This is a genomic window from Thalassospira profundimaris, assembly GCF_003326675.1.
In the GTDB taxonomy this organism is placed as follows: Bacteria; Pseudomonadota; Alphaproteobacteria; order Rhodospirillales; family Thalassospiraceae; genus Thalassospira; species Thalassospira aquimaris.
In genome coordinates this window covers 29540-47962 of record NZ_JPWF01000004.1, presented here as the reverse complement: position 1 = coordinate 47962, position 18423 = coordinate 29540, and the positions used below count along the sequence as shown (strand labels likewise).

The following is an 18423-nucleotide window of genomic DNA, read 5'->3' as shown; positions in this document are numbered from 1 at the left end:
GACTTATGATCCGCTTGCTGTGGTCTGGGTGCCGGTTACTGCGTCGGCCAGAAGTTCGGCAAAGCGTGCGGCGGATAAAAGTCCGCCAAAGGTCCAGCTTGCAGGCACAGCATAAACATGGTCATTGCGGGTAAAGGGCATTGCCTTCCAGATCGCGGTATCAAACAGGCGGCTTTGTACTGTCGGCGCAATCGGTTCGACATAGGCAAATTGCACATCGCCCATTTTTGCCAGATCGGACACATCGCCGTTATGGAAACCCCATCCATTCACTTCGCCTTCCCAGGCATTGGCAAAGCCCATACGTGCCAGCGTCGATCCAAACAGAGATGTTTTGCCATGAATGCGGAAATGGGCTTCGTCATTGATGCGGACAATGGTGAATTTGGCGTCTTTGCCAAGATGGTCGCGAATGCGTGCGGCGGCGGCGTCAATCCGTGCATTGGCCGATGCAATTACTTCTTCGGCCTTGTCCGACTTACCGGCCAGTGTGCCGATATTGCGCAGAAGGCTCTCGGCATTGTCGATGGCTGGGGTATCTTTTCCGGTGTCATAGATCGAATAGACAAGCGTTGGTGCAACGCCTGACAGCTTGTCATAGGCCATCGCCATTTCGCCGCCAATCAGGATGGCATCGGGCTTGGCTTCGCGCAGGGCTTCGAAATTGGGTTCGCGCCGGGTGCCAAGATCGGCAAACGTGGCGGGCAATTGCGGTTCGACCACCCAGACGCGATAACCATCCGCTTCGGGGACGGCAACCGGATCGATGCCAAGGGCCAAAAGGCTTTCGGTCATCGCCCAGTTTGATCCGGCAAAACGGGTCGGCTGCGCATCAAAGGTGACTTCGCCCATTTCATGGCGGATTGTCTGGGCCGATGCGCCAATCGGGCTAAGCGCCGTCATGGCGACAAGGCAGCTTGCCGCGATTTGGCTGATCAAACGGGTATGCATATGACTGTTCCTGATCCCTGTTGGCCGGTCCGGCACCGATTGTTGCTGCGCCCTAGGCGACATAGCTGACAAAACGGTCGTGGTCTGGCAGATGGATGACATCAATGTCGGTTTGGAAAATGGTGCGAAGGATTTCGCCCTGCATGAAATCGCGGGCTGTTCCCTGCCAGCAGGTCTGACCGCCACGCAATGCAATGATGTGATCGGCAAAACGCCCGACCATGTCGATATCGTGCAGAACGGCAATCACGGTCAGATTGCTGTGATTTTTCAGATTGGCGACCAGTTGCAGAATGTCGCGCTGATGGCCGACATCAAGCGCCGAGGTCGGCTCGTCCAGCAGCAATACCGGCGCATCCTGTGCCAGCAGCATGGCAAGCCAGACGCGCTGGCGTTCCCCGCCCGATAGGCTGGCAACCAGACGGTCGGCAAAGCCGGTCACATGGGTCAGTTCCATTGCCTGATCTATCTTGGCATGGTCTTCATCGCGGTAACGTCCAAACGCCCCGCGCCAGGGATAGCGACCAAAGGCGACCAGTTCACGCACGCTCAGATGCGGTGGCACCACCGGGTTTTGCGGAAGATAGGCGACCTTGCGGGCGAAATCGCGCGTACCGTGACTTTCAAGTGCCGCATTATCAAGGGTGATGGTGCCGGAATGCTTGTTGTTCTTGCGCGCAAGCAACTTCAAAAGCGTGCTTTTCCCCGATCCGTTGTGACCGACAATCGCGCTGAATGCACCGGTCGGGAAATTGACCGAGATATCGGACAGAAGCGTTTTCGGGTTTTTGCCATCACTTTTGAAGATGACGTCTTTCAGATCGAACATGCGCGGGAAACTCGTCAATATCGTATGCGGGGCGAAGTCCCTTTGCCTGCTGGCTAAGTGAATGACAAATCACCCTCCCCAATATGAGAATGCCTATCAATTACTTGCGGAAAATGCAACCGAGTTGCGATTGCATTTGTTGAAAATATTGAAGGGGAACCTATTCATCATATAAAATGACTTTTCAGGCGTCTCTATTCCGGGTAGCAATAAAGACAATCACTTTGATCTGATATTTGCGCGCAACGCGTGCTATTGAATGATCATACAAAACAACGCGGAAATCGCGAAAATTCAGGGAGAAACCATGGCTAACGTGAAAACCGTATTGCCAAACCTGCGCTGTACGCTGGGCGAGGGACCACATTGGGATGCCCGGGACGGGGTTTTGTATTGGGTGGATATCGTCGGCAAAACCGCCTATGCGCTGCGGCCCCAGGATGGTGGGTCGCGCAGCTGGACCTTTGATCAGCCGGTCGCCGCCATCGTGCCGCGTGAAAATGACGGGCTTCTGGTTGCACTTGCCGATGGGTTGGCGTTTCTTGATGCCGAAAGCGGCGAAACCACCCCGTTTGTCGCCCCGGATAGCGACCATGCCGGCAACCGTTCGAATGAAAGCCGCGTTGATCCGGCCGGTCGGTTCTGGCACGGGACTATGCAAAACAATATTGGTCCGAACGGCGAAGACCTTCCTGTCACGGTTTCGACCGGCACGCTGAACCGGGTTGGTGTCGATGGCGATGCGACCCGTTTCCTGTCCGATATCGGGATTTCCAATACGCTTCTGTGGTCGGCGGACGGCAAGAAGATGTTCTTTGGCGATACCATCAAGGATACGCTGAATGTCTATGATTATGACATGGAAACCGGTGTTCCCAGCAATCCGCGTGTGTTCTTTGGCCCGCAGGATCGTGGCAATATGGATGGATCGGCGATGGATGCAGATGGCTATATCTGGAATGCGCGCTGGGGCGGAAGTTGCCTGATCCGTTTTGCGCCCGATGGCAGTATTGACCGGATCATCGATCTGCCAGTGACCCAGCCAACCAGTTGCGTGTTTGGCGGACCGGACCTTAGGACGCTTTATATCACCTCGGCCTCGGTCGGGCTGGACGGGAATGGCAACGAGCTTGAAGGTGCGCTTTTGTCAATTCAGACAGACGTCGCCGGTCAGTCCTGCACCCGCTTTGCCGGGTAGGGTGCAGGCAGATTTAATTCATCAGACAATTGATCTGGCTATTGAACCAGGTCCTGACGCCTAGGCATTGGCATCCCGGATTTTCAGCATATTCTGAAAGTCCGGGACCAGTTCGTGATAGATCGGCAGGGCCGCGGCCCCCATGGCGGCGGATAAAAGGTTGCCGACGCCGGCCTGTACAGGAAGCGCATTGCCAAGCGGGGTGCGACTGCCGGTTACTTCCAGATTTGACAGTTCATCAAGCAACGCCTTGACGATCGGTTCGGGTAACAACCCGCCCAGCATCACCGCCTGCGGGTCCAGCATACTGCCCAAGATCTGTACGGCGGTGGCAAGATGCGGCGCGGCCTGCTTGATCCAGCGTTTGACGGGTTCGTCATCGGGTGAAAGTTGCGCAAGGCGGTTCAGTGTCGTGTCATTCAAAAGCGCATCGCGATCCGCGGCATCAAATTCATCATATAGCGCCAAAAGCGACACATAGCGTTCAAGGCATCCCTTGCGCCCGCACGGGCAATCGCGCCCCTGCGGTTCGACCGGAAGATGGCCGATTTCACCAGCCGCCCCGTTGGTGCCGTGAATGATCTGGTTATCCATGAAAAGCCCGGCACCCAGACCATATCCGACAAAAACATAGACGAAGTTTTCAAGCGTGCGCGCATTGCCATAAAGCTTTTCGGATATGGCGGCGGCGTCGGCATCGTTTTCAACAAAGACCGGGCAGTCGATTTTTTCCGAGAGGGCGGCAACGATATCAAATCCTTCCCAGCCCGGCGCAATCCCGGTTGGTCCGGCAATGCCAACGGGCCCTGGCATGGCAATCCCGATCCCGATATTGCGCGCCGGATCAAGGCCGCAATCGGAAATGATCCGGTGTGTTGCATCAATCAGCAATTCAATCGCCTGTTCAGGATTGGGATGGTTGAATTGCTGGCTGATGCGGGCACGTTCTTTGCCCAGAAGGTTGACCAGAACCGCGTCAAACTGTGTCCCGGTAAGTTGAAATCCGATGGCATATCCGCCGTCCGGGTTCAGGCGATAGGGGCGGGCAGGTTGTCCGCGTTTTTGACGAATCGGTTCTCCGGCAAGGAGAAGGCCGGAATCTTCAAGCTCTCCGACCAGGTTTGAGATGGTCTGTGCCGACAGATTGGTGATGCGCGTGATGTCCGCACGTGACAATCCGTCATGCCGTCGAACCGCATCCAAAACCGCACGTCTGTTATGGTTTTTGGCGTGCAGAAGGTTGGTGCCCGTGACGCTCTTTGGTTGTTTTTTCATCTTTGCCATTGCCGCCCATTTTCTTTTGAATTATTAATTACATCAAATTGAATTAATAATAAAGCCTGTCCTCAATCAGGCGTGTCGTCTATCCAAGTCGTATCCTATGTATCAGGGAGATATAAATCATGAATATCAAGAATCTCATGACAGGTGCCGCAATAGGTGTGCTTGCCGCATCCGGGGCCGCGCATGCGGACGTGACCCTTAACGCGCTTTTCATGGCGCAAGCTGCTTATAGCGAAGATGACATTCGCAACATGACGGCCGAGTTCGAGGCCGCCAATCCGGGCATCAAGGTCAATGCCGAACTGGTTCCGTACGAAGCCCTGCATGACAAAATCGTTCTGTCGCAAAGCGCCAATGGCTATGACGTCGTGCTTTATGACGTGATCTGGCCGGCAGAATTCGCACAGTATCAGCTGCTTGAAGATGTCAGCGCGCGCATCGATGACAAAACCCGCGCAGGCATTCTTGATGGTGCCTGGACCACTGTGAAATATGACGGCGCGTTTTACGGCATGCCGTGGATCGCAGATACCAAGTTCCTGTTCTATAACAAGGACATGCTGAAAGCCGCCGGTTTCGATAACCCGCCTGCAACCTGGGAAGAACTGCGTGCACAGGCTGCAGCCATCAAGGAAAAGGGCATTGTCGAACATCCGCTGGTCTGGTCCTGGTCGCAGTCCGAAGCCGCCATTTGTGATTACACCACCATCCTGTCGGGCATGGGCGGTGAATTCCTTGATGCCGATGGCAAACCGGCCTTCAATACCGGTGGTGGCCTGAAGGCGCTTGAATATATGGTTGGCACCCTTGATGACGGTCTGACCAACCCGAATTCCCGTGAATATCTTGAAGAAGACGTTCGTCGTGTCTTCTCGAGCGGTCAGGCCGCCTTCGCCCTGAACTGGGGTTACATGTATAATCTTGCCAATGATCCGGCCGAAAGCCAGGTCGCAGGCAAGGTTGGTATCGCACCGGCACCGGGTGCCGAAGGTGTATCAAAGGCATCGGCTGTGAACGGTTCGATGGGTCTTGGTATTCCGACCAAAAGTGCCAACAAGGAAGAAGCCTGGAAATATATCGAATTCCTGACCTCGCAGAAAGTTCAGGATAAATTCGCCAAACTCAGCCTGCCGGTATGGGAAGCATCCTATTCCAACCCGGACGTGATCAAAGGTCAGGAACCGTTTGTCGAAGCGGCCAAAACCAGCCTTGCAGTTATGGCACCGCGTCCGACCATGGCATCCTATCAGGAAGCATCATCTGTTCTGCAAGAAGCCCTTCAGAATGCGATGCTTGGTTCGGTTACACCTGCGGATGCGCTGAACAATGCCGCAGAAGCCATCTCGGACATGCAGTAAGCGCGAAAGCGTTTTTTGATCCAGAGCCCGGACGTGTGTGAACCTTCTCCATGCTTGTTCGGGCTCAAACCCGGAGCCGAATACACCGCTATGATTTCCTATCGTAAAACGGTGACGGCGTGGCTTTTGCTGACCCCGATGATCGTGATCATCGTCGGGGTCAGTGGCTACCCGCTGATCAAAACCATCTATTACAGCCTGACCGGGGCAAAGCTGATTGCGCCTGATGTCACCAGCATCTTTGTCGGTTTGGACAATTATGCGCGTGCGCTGTCTTCTTCAAAATTTCTCGAAGCCATCTGGCACACCACCTATTTCGCCGTGATTTCTGTCGGTGCTGAAATGGTGATCGGTGTTCTGGTTGCACTGTTGCTGAACGAAGCCTTTGCCGGGCGGACCCTGTTGCGCGCCATGCTGATTTTGCCGCTTGCGCTGCCGACGGTGGTCAATGCCATGATGTGGCGGCTGATCTATAACCCGGATTTCGGGGCGCTGAATGCCTTGCTGGTTCAGATCGGGATGCTGGATGCTTATCGGTCCTGGCTGGGTGATCCGGCAACGGCCCTTGATATGGTCATTCTGGCCGATGTCTGGAAAAACTTCCCACTGGTTGCCCTGATTGCGCTTGCCGCCCTTCAGACCGTGCCAAAGGACCTGTACGAAGCCGCAACCCTTGACGGGGCAGGCGTGTGGAACCGTTTCTGGCGCATTACCCTTCCGGCCATTCTGGGGCCGCTGAGTGTCGCGCTTGTTTTGCGCACCATCGAGGCCTTCAAGGTGTTTGATATTGTCTATGTCATGACCCGCGGCGGTCCGGCCAGCAGTACCAAGACCGTCAGTTTCTATGTCTATCAGGAAGCATTCGCCTATATGCGCGTCGGTTCCGGGGCGTCCTATGCGCTGATTGTTGTTCTGATAAGTGCCTGTCTTATTGCCGGATATATGTATCTGATCCGCAAGCAGGGGGAGGTGTGATTATGAAAGCATCCCTGACAAAAAAGATCTGCATCTATCTGGGGGCGTTGTTGCTTGCCACCGTGATTGCGGTTCCGGTTTTGTGGCTGTTTATCATGAGCATCAGCTCCTCGACCCATCTGACCACCTTGCCGCTGCAATGGTGGCCGGACGAGCCGACTTTTGAAAATTATCGCAGTCTTTTGGTGTTTGCCGAAAACAGCCCGTCGGCCAGTTTCCTGTATGGTATCCGCAACAGCATCATCATTGCCTTTTGCGCGACCGGTCTTTCGATCATTGCCGCCATTCCGGCTGCTTACAGCTTTTCCCGCTTGCCCGGACCGCGGCGCAAGAACCTGCTTTATGCGGTGATCGCGATCTTTATGTTGCCGCCTGTGGCAATTGTTCTGCCGCTTTATACGGTGATGAGTGCGCTTGGGCTTCTTAATACCCACTTTGCCCTGATCATTGTTTATTGCTCGATCCTGTTGCCATTCACGACATGGCTTCTCAAAAGCAACTTTGACACCATTCCGGGCGATCTTGATGAAGCGCCGATCATTGATGGTGCCAACAGGTTGCAGGCCATCTGGTATGTGATCCTGCCGATTGCCCGGCCAGCCCTTGGGGCGGCGGTGATGATGGCGGTGTTGCTGGCATGGGATGAATTTTTCTACGGGCTTTTGTTCACCAATGACATCCGCGCCAAGACCATCACCGTTGCAATTGCCGATCTGGCAGCCGGGCGTGTGGCGGATTACGGGCTGATTTCGGCGGCGGGCATTCTGGCCGCTGTACCCCCGGTGGTTCTGGCCTTCTTTATGCAGAAAACCCTTGTTTCGGGGCTGGCCAGCGGCAGTGTGAAGGGATGAATATCGTGATGAAATCAAGCTTGGGTATTCGCCCTGATCCGTCGCGCCCGATCATCTCTATTGGCACGATCAATGTCGATCAGCTGATGGGCCCGGTTGCCCATTGGCCGCAACCGGGCACCGAGACCGTCTATCCCGATTATGAAATGCGGATTGGCGGGGGATGCGGCAATTTCGGTGCTGCCCTTCAGGCCCTTGATGCCCACCAGCATATTGTCGTCAATGTCGGCAAGGACGCGATGGGCGACTGGTTGTGCGACCAGTTCGGACCGCTTGCCGATCACTGGCATCGCAGTGACACCATTACATCTGTGACCTTTGGCCTGACCCATCCCGACAAGGAACGGACGTTTCTTTCAAACGAAGGACACAGTTCGATCTTTGATGCCGCGATGGTGCGTGAAATGCTGGCCGAAACCCGTGTCGACGGGGCGATTGCATTGTTTGTCGGGTCGTTCCTGATGCCCGGTCTGGTGCCCGATTGCGCCAGTCTGATGCAGGAACTTCACGACAAGGGTGCGATTGTCGCCCTTGATACCGCATGGCCGACCGGGGGATGGAGTGATGATGTCCAGGCCCATCTTGAAAGCTGGTTGGGATATGTGGATATCCTTTTGATCAATGATGCCGAGGCCGCCGGAATTCTGGGCATTACAGCCGCGGAATTTGCCGGTGATATCGAAACATATCTGGCAAAAATTGCGGTCAAGCTGCCGGAAAATGCCGTCATCGTGGTCAAGCGCGGTGCGGACGGCGCAACGGCCTTTGCCAATGGTCGGGTTCATCATGCCCCGGTGCGGGGCACCATTGATGTTGTGGATACGGTCGGGGCCGGTGATTGCTTTAATGCCGGCTTCCTGATGGCCTTGCAAAATCAGGCCGGTCTTTCCGATGCCTTGCGTGCGGGGATCGAGGTGGCAGGCAAGGCGATTGCCAGCAAGCCGCGCCGATATCCCGAAATTTCCGATCTTTGCCCCGATGTCGCAGCGGTTCTGACCGCCCAATTGCCGACCGGCGAAGAAATCATGACGTTTGACCGTTTGGAGAATAGCTGAAATGTCGTCTGTATCTTTGTTCAATGTCACAAAGTCGTTCGGTGCAGCCGACATCATCAAGGGCGTTGACCTGTCGATCAAGGACGGGGAGCTGGTGGTTTTTGTCGGGCCGTCGGGCTGTGGCAAATCCACATTACTGCGCATGATTTCCGGGCTTGAAGAAATTACAGCCGGTGAAATTCATCTGGGTGACAAGCGCGTCGATCATCTTCCGGCGTCGGATCGTGATATTGCCATGGTGTTTCAATCCTATGCGCTTTATCCGCATATGACGGTCGGGGAAAATATCGGCTTCCCGCTTAAGATGGCGGGCTGGTCAAAGGCCGATATCGAAGCCAAGGCGCGTGAAATTGGCGATGTCTTGCAATTGTTGCATCTGTTTGATCGCACCCCCAAACAGCTTTCAGGCGGGCAGCGTCAGCGTGTGGCGATTGGCCGTGCGCTTGCGCGTGATCCCAAGATCATTTTGCTTGATGAACCGCTTTCAAACCTTGATGCGGCCCTGCGTGTGGATATGCGCATGGAGCTGGCCCGTCTGCACCGCGAACTTGGGGCGACCATGATTTACGTTACCCATGATCAGGTTGAAGCCATGACCATGGCAGACCGTATTGTGGTGCTGCGTGACGGGATTGTCGAACAGGTTGGATCGCCACTTGATCTTTATCTTAATCCGGCCAACCAGTTCGTTGCGGGCTTTATCGGGTCGCCCAAGATGAATTTCTGGGAAGCACACAGTGATGAAACCGGGCGGGTGATCATGCCATCGGGGCAGGCCGTCGTGATCGGCGATCATGTCAGCGCCAACCAGAAACTGACCGTCGGGGCGCGTCCCGAACATCTGGTGCTGTGTGATGATCCGGCACAGGCGGCCCTTAAGGGTACGGTTCTGTCGGTTGAACATTTGGGATCGGATACCTTTGTGCAGCTTCATTGCGGTATCGGCAATCCGGCACAGATTGATATCAATGTCCGTTTGGCGGGGATTGTCCGGGTGTCGATCGGCGATGCCCTGGCACTGACGATTGCCGATGCGGATAACTGGCATCTGTTTGACAAGGACGGTGTGCGTCTGGATCAGGGGGCGGCCAAGGCAGCTTGACGGCTTTTATAAGCAATTAACGTCCTTTGCCCCTTTTTGGCCTTGGTTTTAAGTATTTTTGGCGGCAACATTGTGCACTGATCAACGCACAATCCAAAAATACGAGCAAGCCGGGGTCAAAATGAAGATAATATCGTCCACGAAAATGTGGGTAAGGGCGTTCTTTTCCATTGGCATGGTGACGATCTTGTCGGGCTGTGCCGCCCTTCAAACCAGCAGCACCAGTGTGACCGGTACGGTTGTGTATCGCGAACGCATTGCCTTGTCGCCCGATACCACGTTCCTGGTTGTGCGGTTGCTTGATGTGTCGCGTGCCGATGCACCATCGATCGAAATAGCATCCCTGCGTCAACCGGTTTCAAACCCGCCGATGGCGTTTGTTTTGCCCTATGACGCATCGAAAATCGATCCGCGGATGACCTATGTGATCGAGGCAAAGATCGTCAATGCCAATGATGATCTGTTGTTCCGCAATGATCAGTCCTATCCGGTTCTGACCCGCGATGCGCCAAGCAATGTCGAAGTTCTGGTGCGTCCGATTACCCGAACGCAGTCGGACGGGGCGCGCAAAACCGATGGCAGCGACATTTCGCGCGACATTGCGGCAATCGAGACCCGCTTGCCCGATATGCGTGTGATCCCCGGTCAGTATGCCGCAAGCGATCATACCGTGACCTACAAGGCATATGTTTCGCCAGATGGGGAACCGATGATGGTCGACGAGCATCGCGACCTTGGCGATTATGGTAAATCGACCGTCAAAATCTATTACCGCAACAACCAGTTGCTGCGGTTTGCCGAAGATGCCACGCGGGTAAATTATGGCGGGGCACAGGGCGACAAGCCGCTTCATTACAGCTTGCAGCTTGACTTTGCACAAGGGCGCTTTTCTTCAGGAACCAAGACCGTCAATGGTGCGCAAAGCACCCCTGATGAACATGAAATCAGCGGTGCCCTTGCCCAAAGCAAAGTTGCACTCAGCCGCATTGACGCCATGCTGGCCCAGATGAATACAGATCCGACCGATCCCACCGAACTTGCCGGTGCCAAATTCTTTGTCTGTGATGATAAAAGCCGGTTTTTCGTGACCTTTGAAAATCGCATTGATCGCGCCATTGTCGAATTCCCGGGGCGTGAACCCTTGTCACTGTCGCGCATTCGGACCGGTTCGGGATATGGATACAGCAACGAGGTCTATGAGCTGCGCGGCAAGGGACAGGATGCTGTGTGGCTGGCACCGTCGGGCGATGTTCATTGTGCCGTTTCGGCAAACCCTGTCAGTCTGGCGCTGGCACCGGGCAATTTCCCGGTTGTCAAAGTGACCGAACTTAAGGCCGCCAACAAAGGCATCTGGACCGAATATTTCGAAGATTTGCAGCCGGCAATCACCGCCTGCCTTGCCGAGAATCCCGGTGATCTGGTGTCTGTGTTAAAAGCATGGCCGATGAACCATGGCATGGTTGGTGTGCGTACGGTCAACGGCAATGGCGGGCGCTATGACTGTCTTGTTCCGGCCGACGGGCTTGGTACGGTCCATACCGAACTGGTTGAAACCACCACCAACATTCTGCCCGGCGAAGATGATGTTCGCTTTACCCCGGCAAGCGGAGCCTATCCGGGGGGTAAATGTTTCAGTCACGAACGGCTGGAGCAGGGCGGGACGTTTGTTGGCTGGCTGTCGCAAAAGACCTGCTGAGAAGCAGAGAGCCAAAAGAATATGGCCTTAAATGACAAAGCCCCGCAGGTGATGCGGGGCTTTGTTTTTAATGTGCGCGCTGGCCAGTGGCATGTAACATGCCGTGCGCGCCACTCAGGACATCTTCGTTGCCAAGATTGATCGCCTGGAACCGGTGGCGATCAAAATGGCCGGGCATCAAAAGCCCGCTGGCAGGCGCTGCCTGGAAGCCAAAGCGTGCGTAATATTCCGGGTCCCCGACAAGAAGAACCGAACGGTGCCCGGCAGATTGCGCAGCGTTAAGGGCTGCGTAAACCAGACCGGCACCAACGCCCGATCCGCTATAGACCTTTTCAACGGCCAGCGGACCCAGCAACAGCGCGCTTCCGCTGTTACCGGCATTGACATTCCACAACCGGACAGTGCCGATCATTTGTTTGCCATCGTGGGCGACAAACGCAAGACCGTCCGCCGGAAGTCTATCACGGCGCAGGATTTCAGAAGATTTCTGAAACCGCGCCTGACCCATGACGCGATCAAGCAGCTTTTCACGTTCGACGTGGTCAAAGCGGCCTTCGCGATCAATCGTGATCACTGATGTATCTTTCCCGAATGGGGTCAGATGATATAGGCGGTCAGCGGCGAGAAGCCGTTAAACGCCACAGATGCGTAAGTGGTGGTATAGGCGCCGGTTGCTTCGATCAGAACCTCGTCACCGATGGTCAGTGCGACCGGAAGGTCATAAGGTTTTTTCTCGTAGAGCACGTCGGCAGAGTCACAGGTCGGACCAGCCAGAACGCAAGGAGCAACATCGCCACCGTCATGAATGGTCGTGATCGGATAACGGATTGCTTCGTCCATGGTTTCGGCAAGGCCACCGAATTTACCGATATCGAGGTAAACCCAGCGCACCGGATCATCTTCGTGTTTGCGCGAAATCAGTACGACTTCGGCTTTGATCACGCCCGCATCACCAACCATGCCACGGCCCGGTTCGATAATGGTTTCGGGCATGTGGTTGCCAAAGTGGGTGTGAAGCGCGTCAATGATGGCCGAGCCGTAAGCTTCGGTCGCCGGAACGTCACGCAGGTAACGGGTCGGGAAACCGCCGCCCATATTGACCATGCGCAGAACGATGCCTTTGTCAGCCAAGGTACGGAAGATCGAAGATGCTTCTGCAAGGGCAGTGTTCCAGGCGTCAAGGTTGCACTGCTGCGAACCAACGTGGAACGACACGCCATAGGCATCCAGGCCCATGTGATTGGCATGTTCAAGAACTTCGAGTGCCATGGATGGTGCGCAACCGAATTTGCGCGACAGCGGCCATTCTGCACCAACGCCATCGGTCAGGATGCGGCAGAAGACACGCGAAGCAGGCGCAACACGGGCAATTTTTTCGACTTCTTCGACGCAATCAACGGCGAACAGGCGAACACCCATTTCATAAGCGCGCGCAATGTCGCGTTCTTTTTTGATGGTGTTGCCAAACGAAATACGGTCCGGGCTGGCACCAGCGGCCATCGCCATTTCGATTTCGGGCACGGATGCGGTGTCGAAGTTGCTGCCAAGATCGGCAAGCAGGCTCAGAACTTCCGGGGCCGGGTTCGCTTTGACCGCATAGAAAATGCGGGAGTCAGGAAGCGCACGGGTAAAGGTCTCGTAGTTGCGCTGAACAACATCGAGGTCAACAACAAGGCACGGGCCTTCCGGTCGGTTCTGTGCGAGAAAATCAATAATACGCTGAGTTGCCATTGGGGCGTTCTCCCATTCCACGAATATGGCAGCGTGCCGGTACCTGATGCGTATGGGCGCGGTGGAGGCGCGTGACGCGGACTACCTGCGTGCTGATAAGCTCCGGGGCCAACCGGAACTGCGAGTTAAGTCTGCCTCGCTATGGAATGGGGATTTCCCGTTCCGCACGTGGGCAATGATGGTGTGCCTCTTTAGTGTCGGTGGATTTGGACGCCACCTGAGACCAAAAAAGCCCTACACCGTCGTTGCTTTAAGTAAGTCCTACAGGGTTCCAGTAAGCAGGACCACCACAGGCACGTGCGACTTTGGGCAAGCCGGGATTTACGCCTGTTGCTTTTCCCGCGCAAGTGAAATTTTCATCCCTTTTGTCATGAAACAATCGCAGGATCGTCGAATAACCGATACCGCAACGCAAAAAATGGCTCAAAAGGCCGTGTTTTTGATTTGCAAGAATATGAGTTCCCGCATTTTGGTATGGGGCATTGCAATTTGTGCATATCCGGGGGCCCGTGTGGCGTTTCATGTCAGGTCAGAAACAGACGCGCAAGGGGCTGGGTGGATGAACCGGGGACGTGTTGTACGGGCGTTGAGGGAGTGGTTCCACATGTGTGAGTCGTAGCAGGGCCTCAGTTCGGGACCGCGGAGATGAAATGCCTGCAACTTCCGTTTTCATATGACCCCACACTTTTGTGAAGTCGTATCGATGCGGCGTTTTTTTCACGAACCATCGACCAAAGAGGTTTGATCCCCATTTCTTGGAATTGATCCAGCGCGTAACCGGTGATCCATTTGGCAAGTCCGGTTCCCCACCATGGCCGCAAGACAGCAATGCCGGAAAACATTCCGAAATCCGTACATTCAGTACAGGCGGCAATTTGCCCGGTGACATCGTCGCGGGCAATAATCATCCATGTATTGTCCGTCTTGATCAACTTCGCGATCAGGTCGCCGGTGACAGTGGGATGAACATGCTCGGTAATGTAGGCGCGGTTGTAAAAATCGGCCAGATCGCTGGCAATCTCGGGATCAAAATGGTCGCGGTCAAAATGATGAAGGCTCAGGCCCGGTACAGGTGTGTAGGAATAATGGCCCCCATCCCAGCAGTAACGAAAGCTGCGCTCGCTTAGATTTTCCATAAACCCGCAACGTTCCAGAAATGGGATGAGTTCGGCGTCTTCCGGCAGGACCAGTGCATATTGATGTGTCAGACCGTGTTGTCGAAAAACGCGGTCCATCCCGTCTTTAAGGACATCGCCCACCCCCCGATTGCGATAGGCGGGTGCAACCATGAAGACAACGCTTCGACAGCCGTCAAAAAAGTAGGGACGCCAATGTGCAAAGCCGATCCCGATGCAATGGTCATTATGGATGGCAAGGACCATTGCACTAAGGCGTTCGAACGGGTCATTCAGGATGGATTGCCAAAAATTGTAATAATCTGACCGGGGATTGGTCAGACCCCATTCCGCAAGCGTGTGATACAGCATATCTCGCATCGTCGACGGGTTATATTCCGTAACGGTTAGCATTGCCGCAAACCGGGAAGGGCTGGATCGCATTACGGGTATCTCTATGGGGCAAAGGACAAGAAAAATGCGATTGCCGATATCGGCAATCGCACCGGAATTTTAGTTCCTTAACTTACTTTGACGGACCTTAGACACCACCACCGGGTTGGCAGCCAAAGCATTGCTGCATCTGATGCGTCGCAATGTCCAAGTCCTCATCCGAAGAGATAAGGCACGGCGCGTGCCCACCCTGACAGGGAATGGGATAGCCCGAAAGACCGATTTCCTCGTCATAGCAGTCCTGACTGTCTGTCTTTGACGACGTTTTGGTTTCAGGCGGTGTGTGGAAACCACAGAACGCTCCACCCGGGCGCGGGCCGGGAAATGCGCCAAGTTCTTCATCGGTGTGCGCGAATGAAACAATGCTTTTGGGGTGCGAGGTCGAAAGCTGGCGATCCTCGTCATTGGCAAGGCGGAAGAATGCTGGCGACGGAACTGATCCGGCGGTCAGGCGCTTGTTTGTCATATCCCTGATACTCCTGATATCGATGTTAGCGATCTGTGGAGACGCAAGACCCGACATCAACCATTATACCGATATGCGTTCAAAACGGTTGGTTGTGCCGAAACGTCATGATTCTTCTGTTTTTTCCGGTATCCGGTTCGTGCAAAACACTACATTACCGGCAAGCGATATGCAATCACGGGTTAACTATTGTCTGTGGAATTAGGCGGTAATGATGTTGCGATCTGGAAATCAGGGTTTCTTACGTTCAACGGATTTTGGAACTCTCTGGAAACAAAGTGTAACCGGGCTGGAAGAATAAGCGAGCAGCCCAAAAAATGCGCGTGCTTGCGAGATTTGTTGGCGTTACATAGTGCGCAGGGTGTCGGTGTAGACAAGTACTGGATATTCCAAATTGGACTGGCTGATCGTTACTGTCTTTGCGGGGGTCTATTTCGGCATGGCGCTGGGCCGTTGGCCGGGACTTGCAATCAATCGCACAGGTATCGCCGTGATCGGGGCATTGGTTCTGTTGCTGGCCGGGGCGATTGACGGGCAACAGGCCCTGGCATCCATCGATTTTGCCACCTTGTCGGTTTTGCTAACCCTGATGGTGCTGTCATCGCAATATGCGGCAAGTGGCTTTTTTGACTGGCTCGGTAATCGTATTTCCCATCTTGATTTAGGGCCGCGTGGCCTTTTGGCCGGGGTGATTGCCATTTGCGGCGCTTTGTCGGCGGTCATGACCAATGATGTTGTGGTTTGGGCCGTGACGCCGATCCTGATACAGGGGGTTGTCGCACGCGGGCTTGATCCCAAACCATTTGTCATCGCGGTGGCCTGTGCGGCCAATGCCGCATCGGCCGCGACCCTGATCGGCAATCCGCAAAACCTGATGATTGCCGAATTCGGTCAACTGGATTTCGTTGAATTCCTTGTTGCCTGTGGGGTTCCGGCCCTGATCGGTCTTTTGGTGGTTTATGCGGTTCTGATCTATAGCCCGATGACGCGCAACGCGCTGCGGGTTGTCAGTCACGCCGTTCCCGGTTCGGATGCAATATCGGTTTCCCTTGATCGTCCGATACTGAGCAAGGCGTTGGCGGCAACCATTGCCGTGATCCTGATCTTTATTCTGGTCGAAGAACGCGCCCTTTGGTGTTTGCTGATCGTTGCGATGCTGTTGCTAAGTCGCAAGCTTGGTACAGATCAGGTTCTTGGCCGGGTAGACTGGCATTTGCTGGCGCTGTTTTGTGGTCTGTTCATTGTTACAGGCGCGATGTCGGGTGATGACGTTATCGCCAAGTTCTTTCACGATATGCTTAGCACCTTTGGGATTGATCAACCCGGTATTCTGGTTGGCGTGTCGCTTGTCGGGTCAAACACTATTGGCAATGTGCCGCTTGTCATGATGTTGCTGTCGCTTGGGCCCGACTGGTCACAAAGCATGTTGCATGGGCTTGCGGTTTTCAGCACATTGTCGGGTAATTTTCTGATTGTCGGCTCGGTCGCCAATATCATCGCCGTTGAACAGGCCGCAAAGGCCGGAACGGTGATTTCATTTACAGACTATGCGCGCCTTGGCGTGCCGATCACCTTGATCAGTCTTGTAATGGCACTGGGCTGGATGACCCTGATTTCATAGGACCCAAAATGACCAAGATTAAAATTACCGCTGGCCCGTTTACCTTTGATGGCGTGCTTGAAACGGAAAAGGCCCCCAAAACCTGCAAGGCGTTTCTTGACCGGATGCCGTTCGAAAGCAAAGCGGTTCATGTCCGCTGGAGCGGCGAAGGTGTCTGGATGCCGCTTGGTGATTATCAGTTCGGTGTGGGGTATGAAAACCACACCAGCTTCCCGGCACCGGGGCAGATCATCCTGTATCCCGGCGGCATCAGCGAAACCGAAATCCTGCTGGCCTATGGCGGGGTGCATTTCGCCTCCAAGGTCGGCCAGCTTGCCGGTAACCATTTCATCACAGTGACCAGTAATCATGAGGACCTTGAAAAGCTTGGCAAAATGACCCTGTGGGAAGGTGCCCAGCCGGTGCGGTTTGAGTTGCGCTAATTGTGCATCAGGACTCAATAACCGAAAAAATTCTCAGGCCAAAATTGATCAGGCAAGTATTGCCTGATCAAATCAGAGGCTTGCTGAAAACCTCGTGCTTCGAGCTCTCGAACGAAATAAGGCCAAGGCGGTATATTGCTTCGATATACGTTTGAAGACGAGGTCGACATTCCGCCGCCTTCTAGAGACGATAGACCACCGTATTTCAAAGTGGAGAGGCCACCATACTGTAGCGTGGATAGTCCTCCGTATCTAAGTGTCGATAGCCCACCATATTTCAGAGTCGAGAGTCCCCCATATTGCAGAGTAGACATTCCCCCGTATTTCAATGTCGACAAACCGCCATATTGTAAGGTTGAGGCGCCACCGTAACGCGCGGCCGACATCCCGCCTCCTTGAGCGGTTGATAAACCGCCACCTCTCATAGCGCTCAAGTTCCGGGGCCAAGTTCTTAGGTTGGGAATATCAGGACGCATACTTTGTTTTTCCTCAGAACAGTTTCGAGCTCCACGGCTAATCTGAAATTTAGTGCAGGTAATTGTCTCAATCAATGATTGAAAAAATGTGTGTTTGTTGGTGACTCCTGTGGAAAACTAGATGTGTGGAGTAAGTGTGATGTCAAACACTCGTATCAACCTTGCGCTTGTCCTACAAAACATCTTTTATTTGAGTAATTGGACGGGATAGCCGTGTTCGAGACAATCAATCTGTGGATTCAGGATCACCAGCAACTGGTCTATAGCCTGATCTTTACCTATTGCGTGAGTAAGGCCAGCATTCTGCCGGTTTTTGTCGGCGTTTTTGTGGTGTCTGAAAGCCTGTTGCTGGGGCCGTCCATGGTGGCGATGCTGTCCGGGGCCTTTGTTGGCGATATGTTGCGGTTCTGGCTGGGGCGTAAATATGGCGATGCGATTGTGCGCAAGCTGCCTGATGCGCTTTCAAACTGGATGGGCAAAACCATGCGTTTGTTCGAGCATTATGGTGTCGCCTATATCCTGCTCTGCCGTTATCCCAACACCATCAGATCAATCAGCGTGTTTCCGGTCGGCATGAGTTCGATGTCGTTCATGCGTTTTCTGCCGCTCAGCATCGCATCGATCCTGATGTGGATCGGGATTTACTTTGCGCTGGGTTATGTTCTGGGCGAAGGGATGTCGGAACTGCTTGAACGCAATCTGACGCTGTTAAGCCCGGTCTTGCTGATTGTTTTCCTTGGGCTTGGCTGGTTCGGGCTTAAACGGATCGACAAACTGGAACAGCAGGCCGAAAAGGCGATCAAGTAATCAAAGAAAAACGGCAGCCGCACGGGCTGCCGT

The 18423-nt window shown here is 54.3% G+C and carries 17 protein-coding genes; 10 read left to right on the top strand and 7 right to left on the bottom strand.

The window, feature by feature from the left end:
* Positions 1–3 precede the first annotated feature (3 nt).
* Together TH19_RS06790 and TH19_RS06785 are read right to left on the bottom strand one after the other, a co-directional pair.
* The gene (locus tag TH19_RS06790; protein ID WP_114101597.1) at positions 4–951 is read right to left on the bottom strand and encodes an iron-siderophore ABC transporter substrate-binding protein; all 948 of its coding nucleotides are present in this window, start codon (positions 949–951) and stop codon (positions 4–6) included.
* Between the two features lie 52 nt (positions 952–1003).
* Positions 1004–1780: an ABC transporter ATP-binding protein gene (locus TH19_RS06785; RefSeq protein WP_114101596.1), complete on the bottom strand. Its 777-nt coding sequence runs from the start codon at positions 1778–1780 to the stop codon at positions 1004–1006.
* A gap of 307 nt (positions 1781–2087) precedes the next feature.
* Here TH19_RS06785 and TH19_RS06780 point away from each other — a divergent pair, with 307 nt between their 5' ends.
* Positions 2088–2978 (top strand): SMP-30/gluconolactonase/LRE family protein, encoded by an 891-nt coding sequence (locus TH19_RS06780; protein ID WP_114101854.1) that lies wholly within the window; start codon positions 2088–2090, stop codon positions 2976–2978.
* A 60-nt stretch (positions 2979–3038) separates the two neighbouring features.
* On the opposite strand, the gene TH19_RS06775 is transcribed toward TH19_RS06780, so the two are convergent.
* Positions 3039–4253, bottom strand: a complete 1215-nt coding sequence (locus TH19_RS06775) for an ROK family transcriptional regulator (RefSeq protein WP_181846340.1) — start codon at positions 4251–4253, stop codon at positions 3039–3041.
* Between the two features lie 128 nt (positions 4254–4381).
* Here TH19_RS06775 and TH19_RS06770 point away from each other — a divergent pair, with 128 nt between their 5' ends.
* The 6 genes from TH19_RS06770 to TH19_RS06745 all read left to right on the top strand — a co-directional run bounded on the left by TH19_RS06770 (position 4382) and on the right by TH19_RS06745 (position 11299).
* Positions 4382–5620 (top strand): extracellular solute-binding protein, encoded by a 1239-nt coding sequence (locus TH19_RS06770; RefSeq protein ID WP_114101594.1) that lies wholly within the window; start codon positions 4382–4384, stop codon positions 5618–5620.
* Between the two features lie 90 nt (positions 5621–5710).
* Entirely contained in the window at positions 5711–6595 is an 885-nt protein-coding gene (locus TH19_RS06765) for a carbohydrate ABC transporter permease (protein ID WP_181846339.1), read from the top strand.
* A 2-nt stretch (positions 6596–6597) separates the two neighbouring features.
* Positions 6598–7446 carry a carbohydrate ABC transporter permease gene (locus TH19_RS06760; RefSeq protein ID WP_114101593.1) on the top strand — a complete coding sequence of 283 codons (849 nt, stop codon included), beginning with the start codon at positions 6598–6600 and terminating at the stop codon, positions 7444–7446.
* A gap of 8 nt (positions 7447–7454) precedes the next feature.
* Positions 7455–8501 carry a carbohydrate kinase family protein gene (locus TH19_RS06755; RefSeq protein WP_181846338.1) on the top strand — a complete coding sequence of 349 codons (1047 nt, stop codon included), beginning with the start codon at positions 7455–7457 and terminating at the stop codon, positions 8499–8501.
* 1 nt (position 8502) lies between these two features.
* Positions 8503–9603: an ABC transporter ATP-binding protein gene (locus tag TH19_RS06750; RefSeq protein WP_114101591.1), complete on the top strand. Its 1101-nt coding sequence runs from the start codon at positions 8503–8505 to the stop codon at positions 9601–9603.
* Between the two features lie 121 nt (positions 9604–9724).
* Entirely contained in the window at positions 9725–11299 is a 1575-nt protein-coding gene (locus TH19_RS06745) for a YbaY family lipoprotein (protein ID WP_114101852.1), read from the top strand.
* A 67-nt stretch (positions 11300–11366) separates the two neighbouring features.
* Here the strand turns inward: TH19_RS06745 and TH19_RS06740 are convergent, their stop codons facing one another.
* The 4 genes from TH19_RS06740 to TH19_RS06720 all read right to left on the bottom strand — a co-directional run bounded on the left by TH19_RS06740 (position 11367) and on the right by TH19_RS06720 (position 15064).
* Positions 11367–11873, bottom strand: a complete 507-nt coding sequence (locus TH19_RS06740) for a GNAT family N-acetyltransferase (protein ID WP_114101590.1) — start codon at positions 11871–11873, stop codon at positions 11367–11369.
* Between the two features lie 23 nt (positions 11874–11896).
* A complete protein-coding gene (locus tag TH19_RS06735) occupies positions 11897–13030 on the bottom strand; it encodes a type III PLP-dependent enzyme (RefSeq protein WP_114101589.1) in 1134 nt (377 codons plus the stop codon).
* A 626-nt stretch (positions 13031–13656) separates the two neighbouring features.
* A complete protein-coding gene (locus TH19_RS06725; RefSeq protein ID WP_258547869.1) occupies positions 13657–14517 on the bottom strand; it encodes a GNAT family N-acetyltransferase in 861 nt (286 codons plus the stop codon).
* A 169-nt stretch (positions 14518–14686) separates the two neighbouring features.
* The gene (locus tag TH19_RS06720; RefSeq protein WP_114101586.1) at positions 14687–15064 is read right to left on the bottom strand and encodes a hypothetical protein; all 378 of its coding nucleotides are present in this window, start codon (positions 15062–15064) and stop codon (positions 14687–14689) included.
* 394 nt (positions 15065–15458) lie between these two features.
* On the opposite strand from TH19_RS06720, the gene TH19_RS06715 reads away from it, so the two are divergent.
* The 3 genes from TH19_RS06715 (at position 15459) to TH19_RS06700 (ending at position 18390) form a co-directional block, all read left to right on the top strand.
* Positions 15459–16685, top strand: coding sequence for an ArsB/NhaD family transporter (locus TH19_RS06715; RefSeq protein WP_114101585.1), 1227 nt, complete (start codon positions 15459–15461; stop codon positions 16683–16685).
* Positions 16686–16693: 8 nt separating this feature from the next.
* Positions 16694–17107, top strand: a complete 414-nt coding sequence (locus TH19_RS06710) for a DUF3830 family protein (RefSeq protein ID WP_114101584.1) — start codon at positions 16694–16696, stop codon at positions 17105–17107.
* A gap of 689 nt (positions 17108–17796) precedes the next feature.
* Positions 17797–18390, top strand: coding sequence for a DedA family protein (locus TH19_RS06700; protein WP_114101582.1), 594 nt, complete (start codon positions 17797–17799; stop codon positions 18388–18390).
* Positions 18391–18423 lie beyond the last annotated feature (33 nt).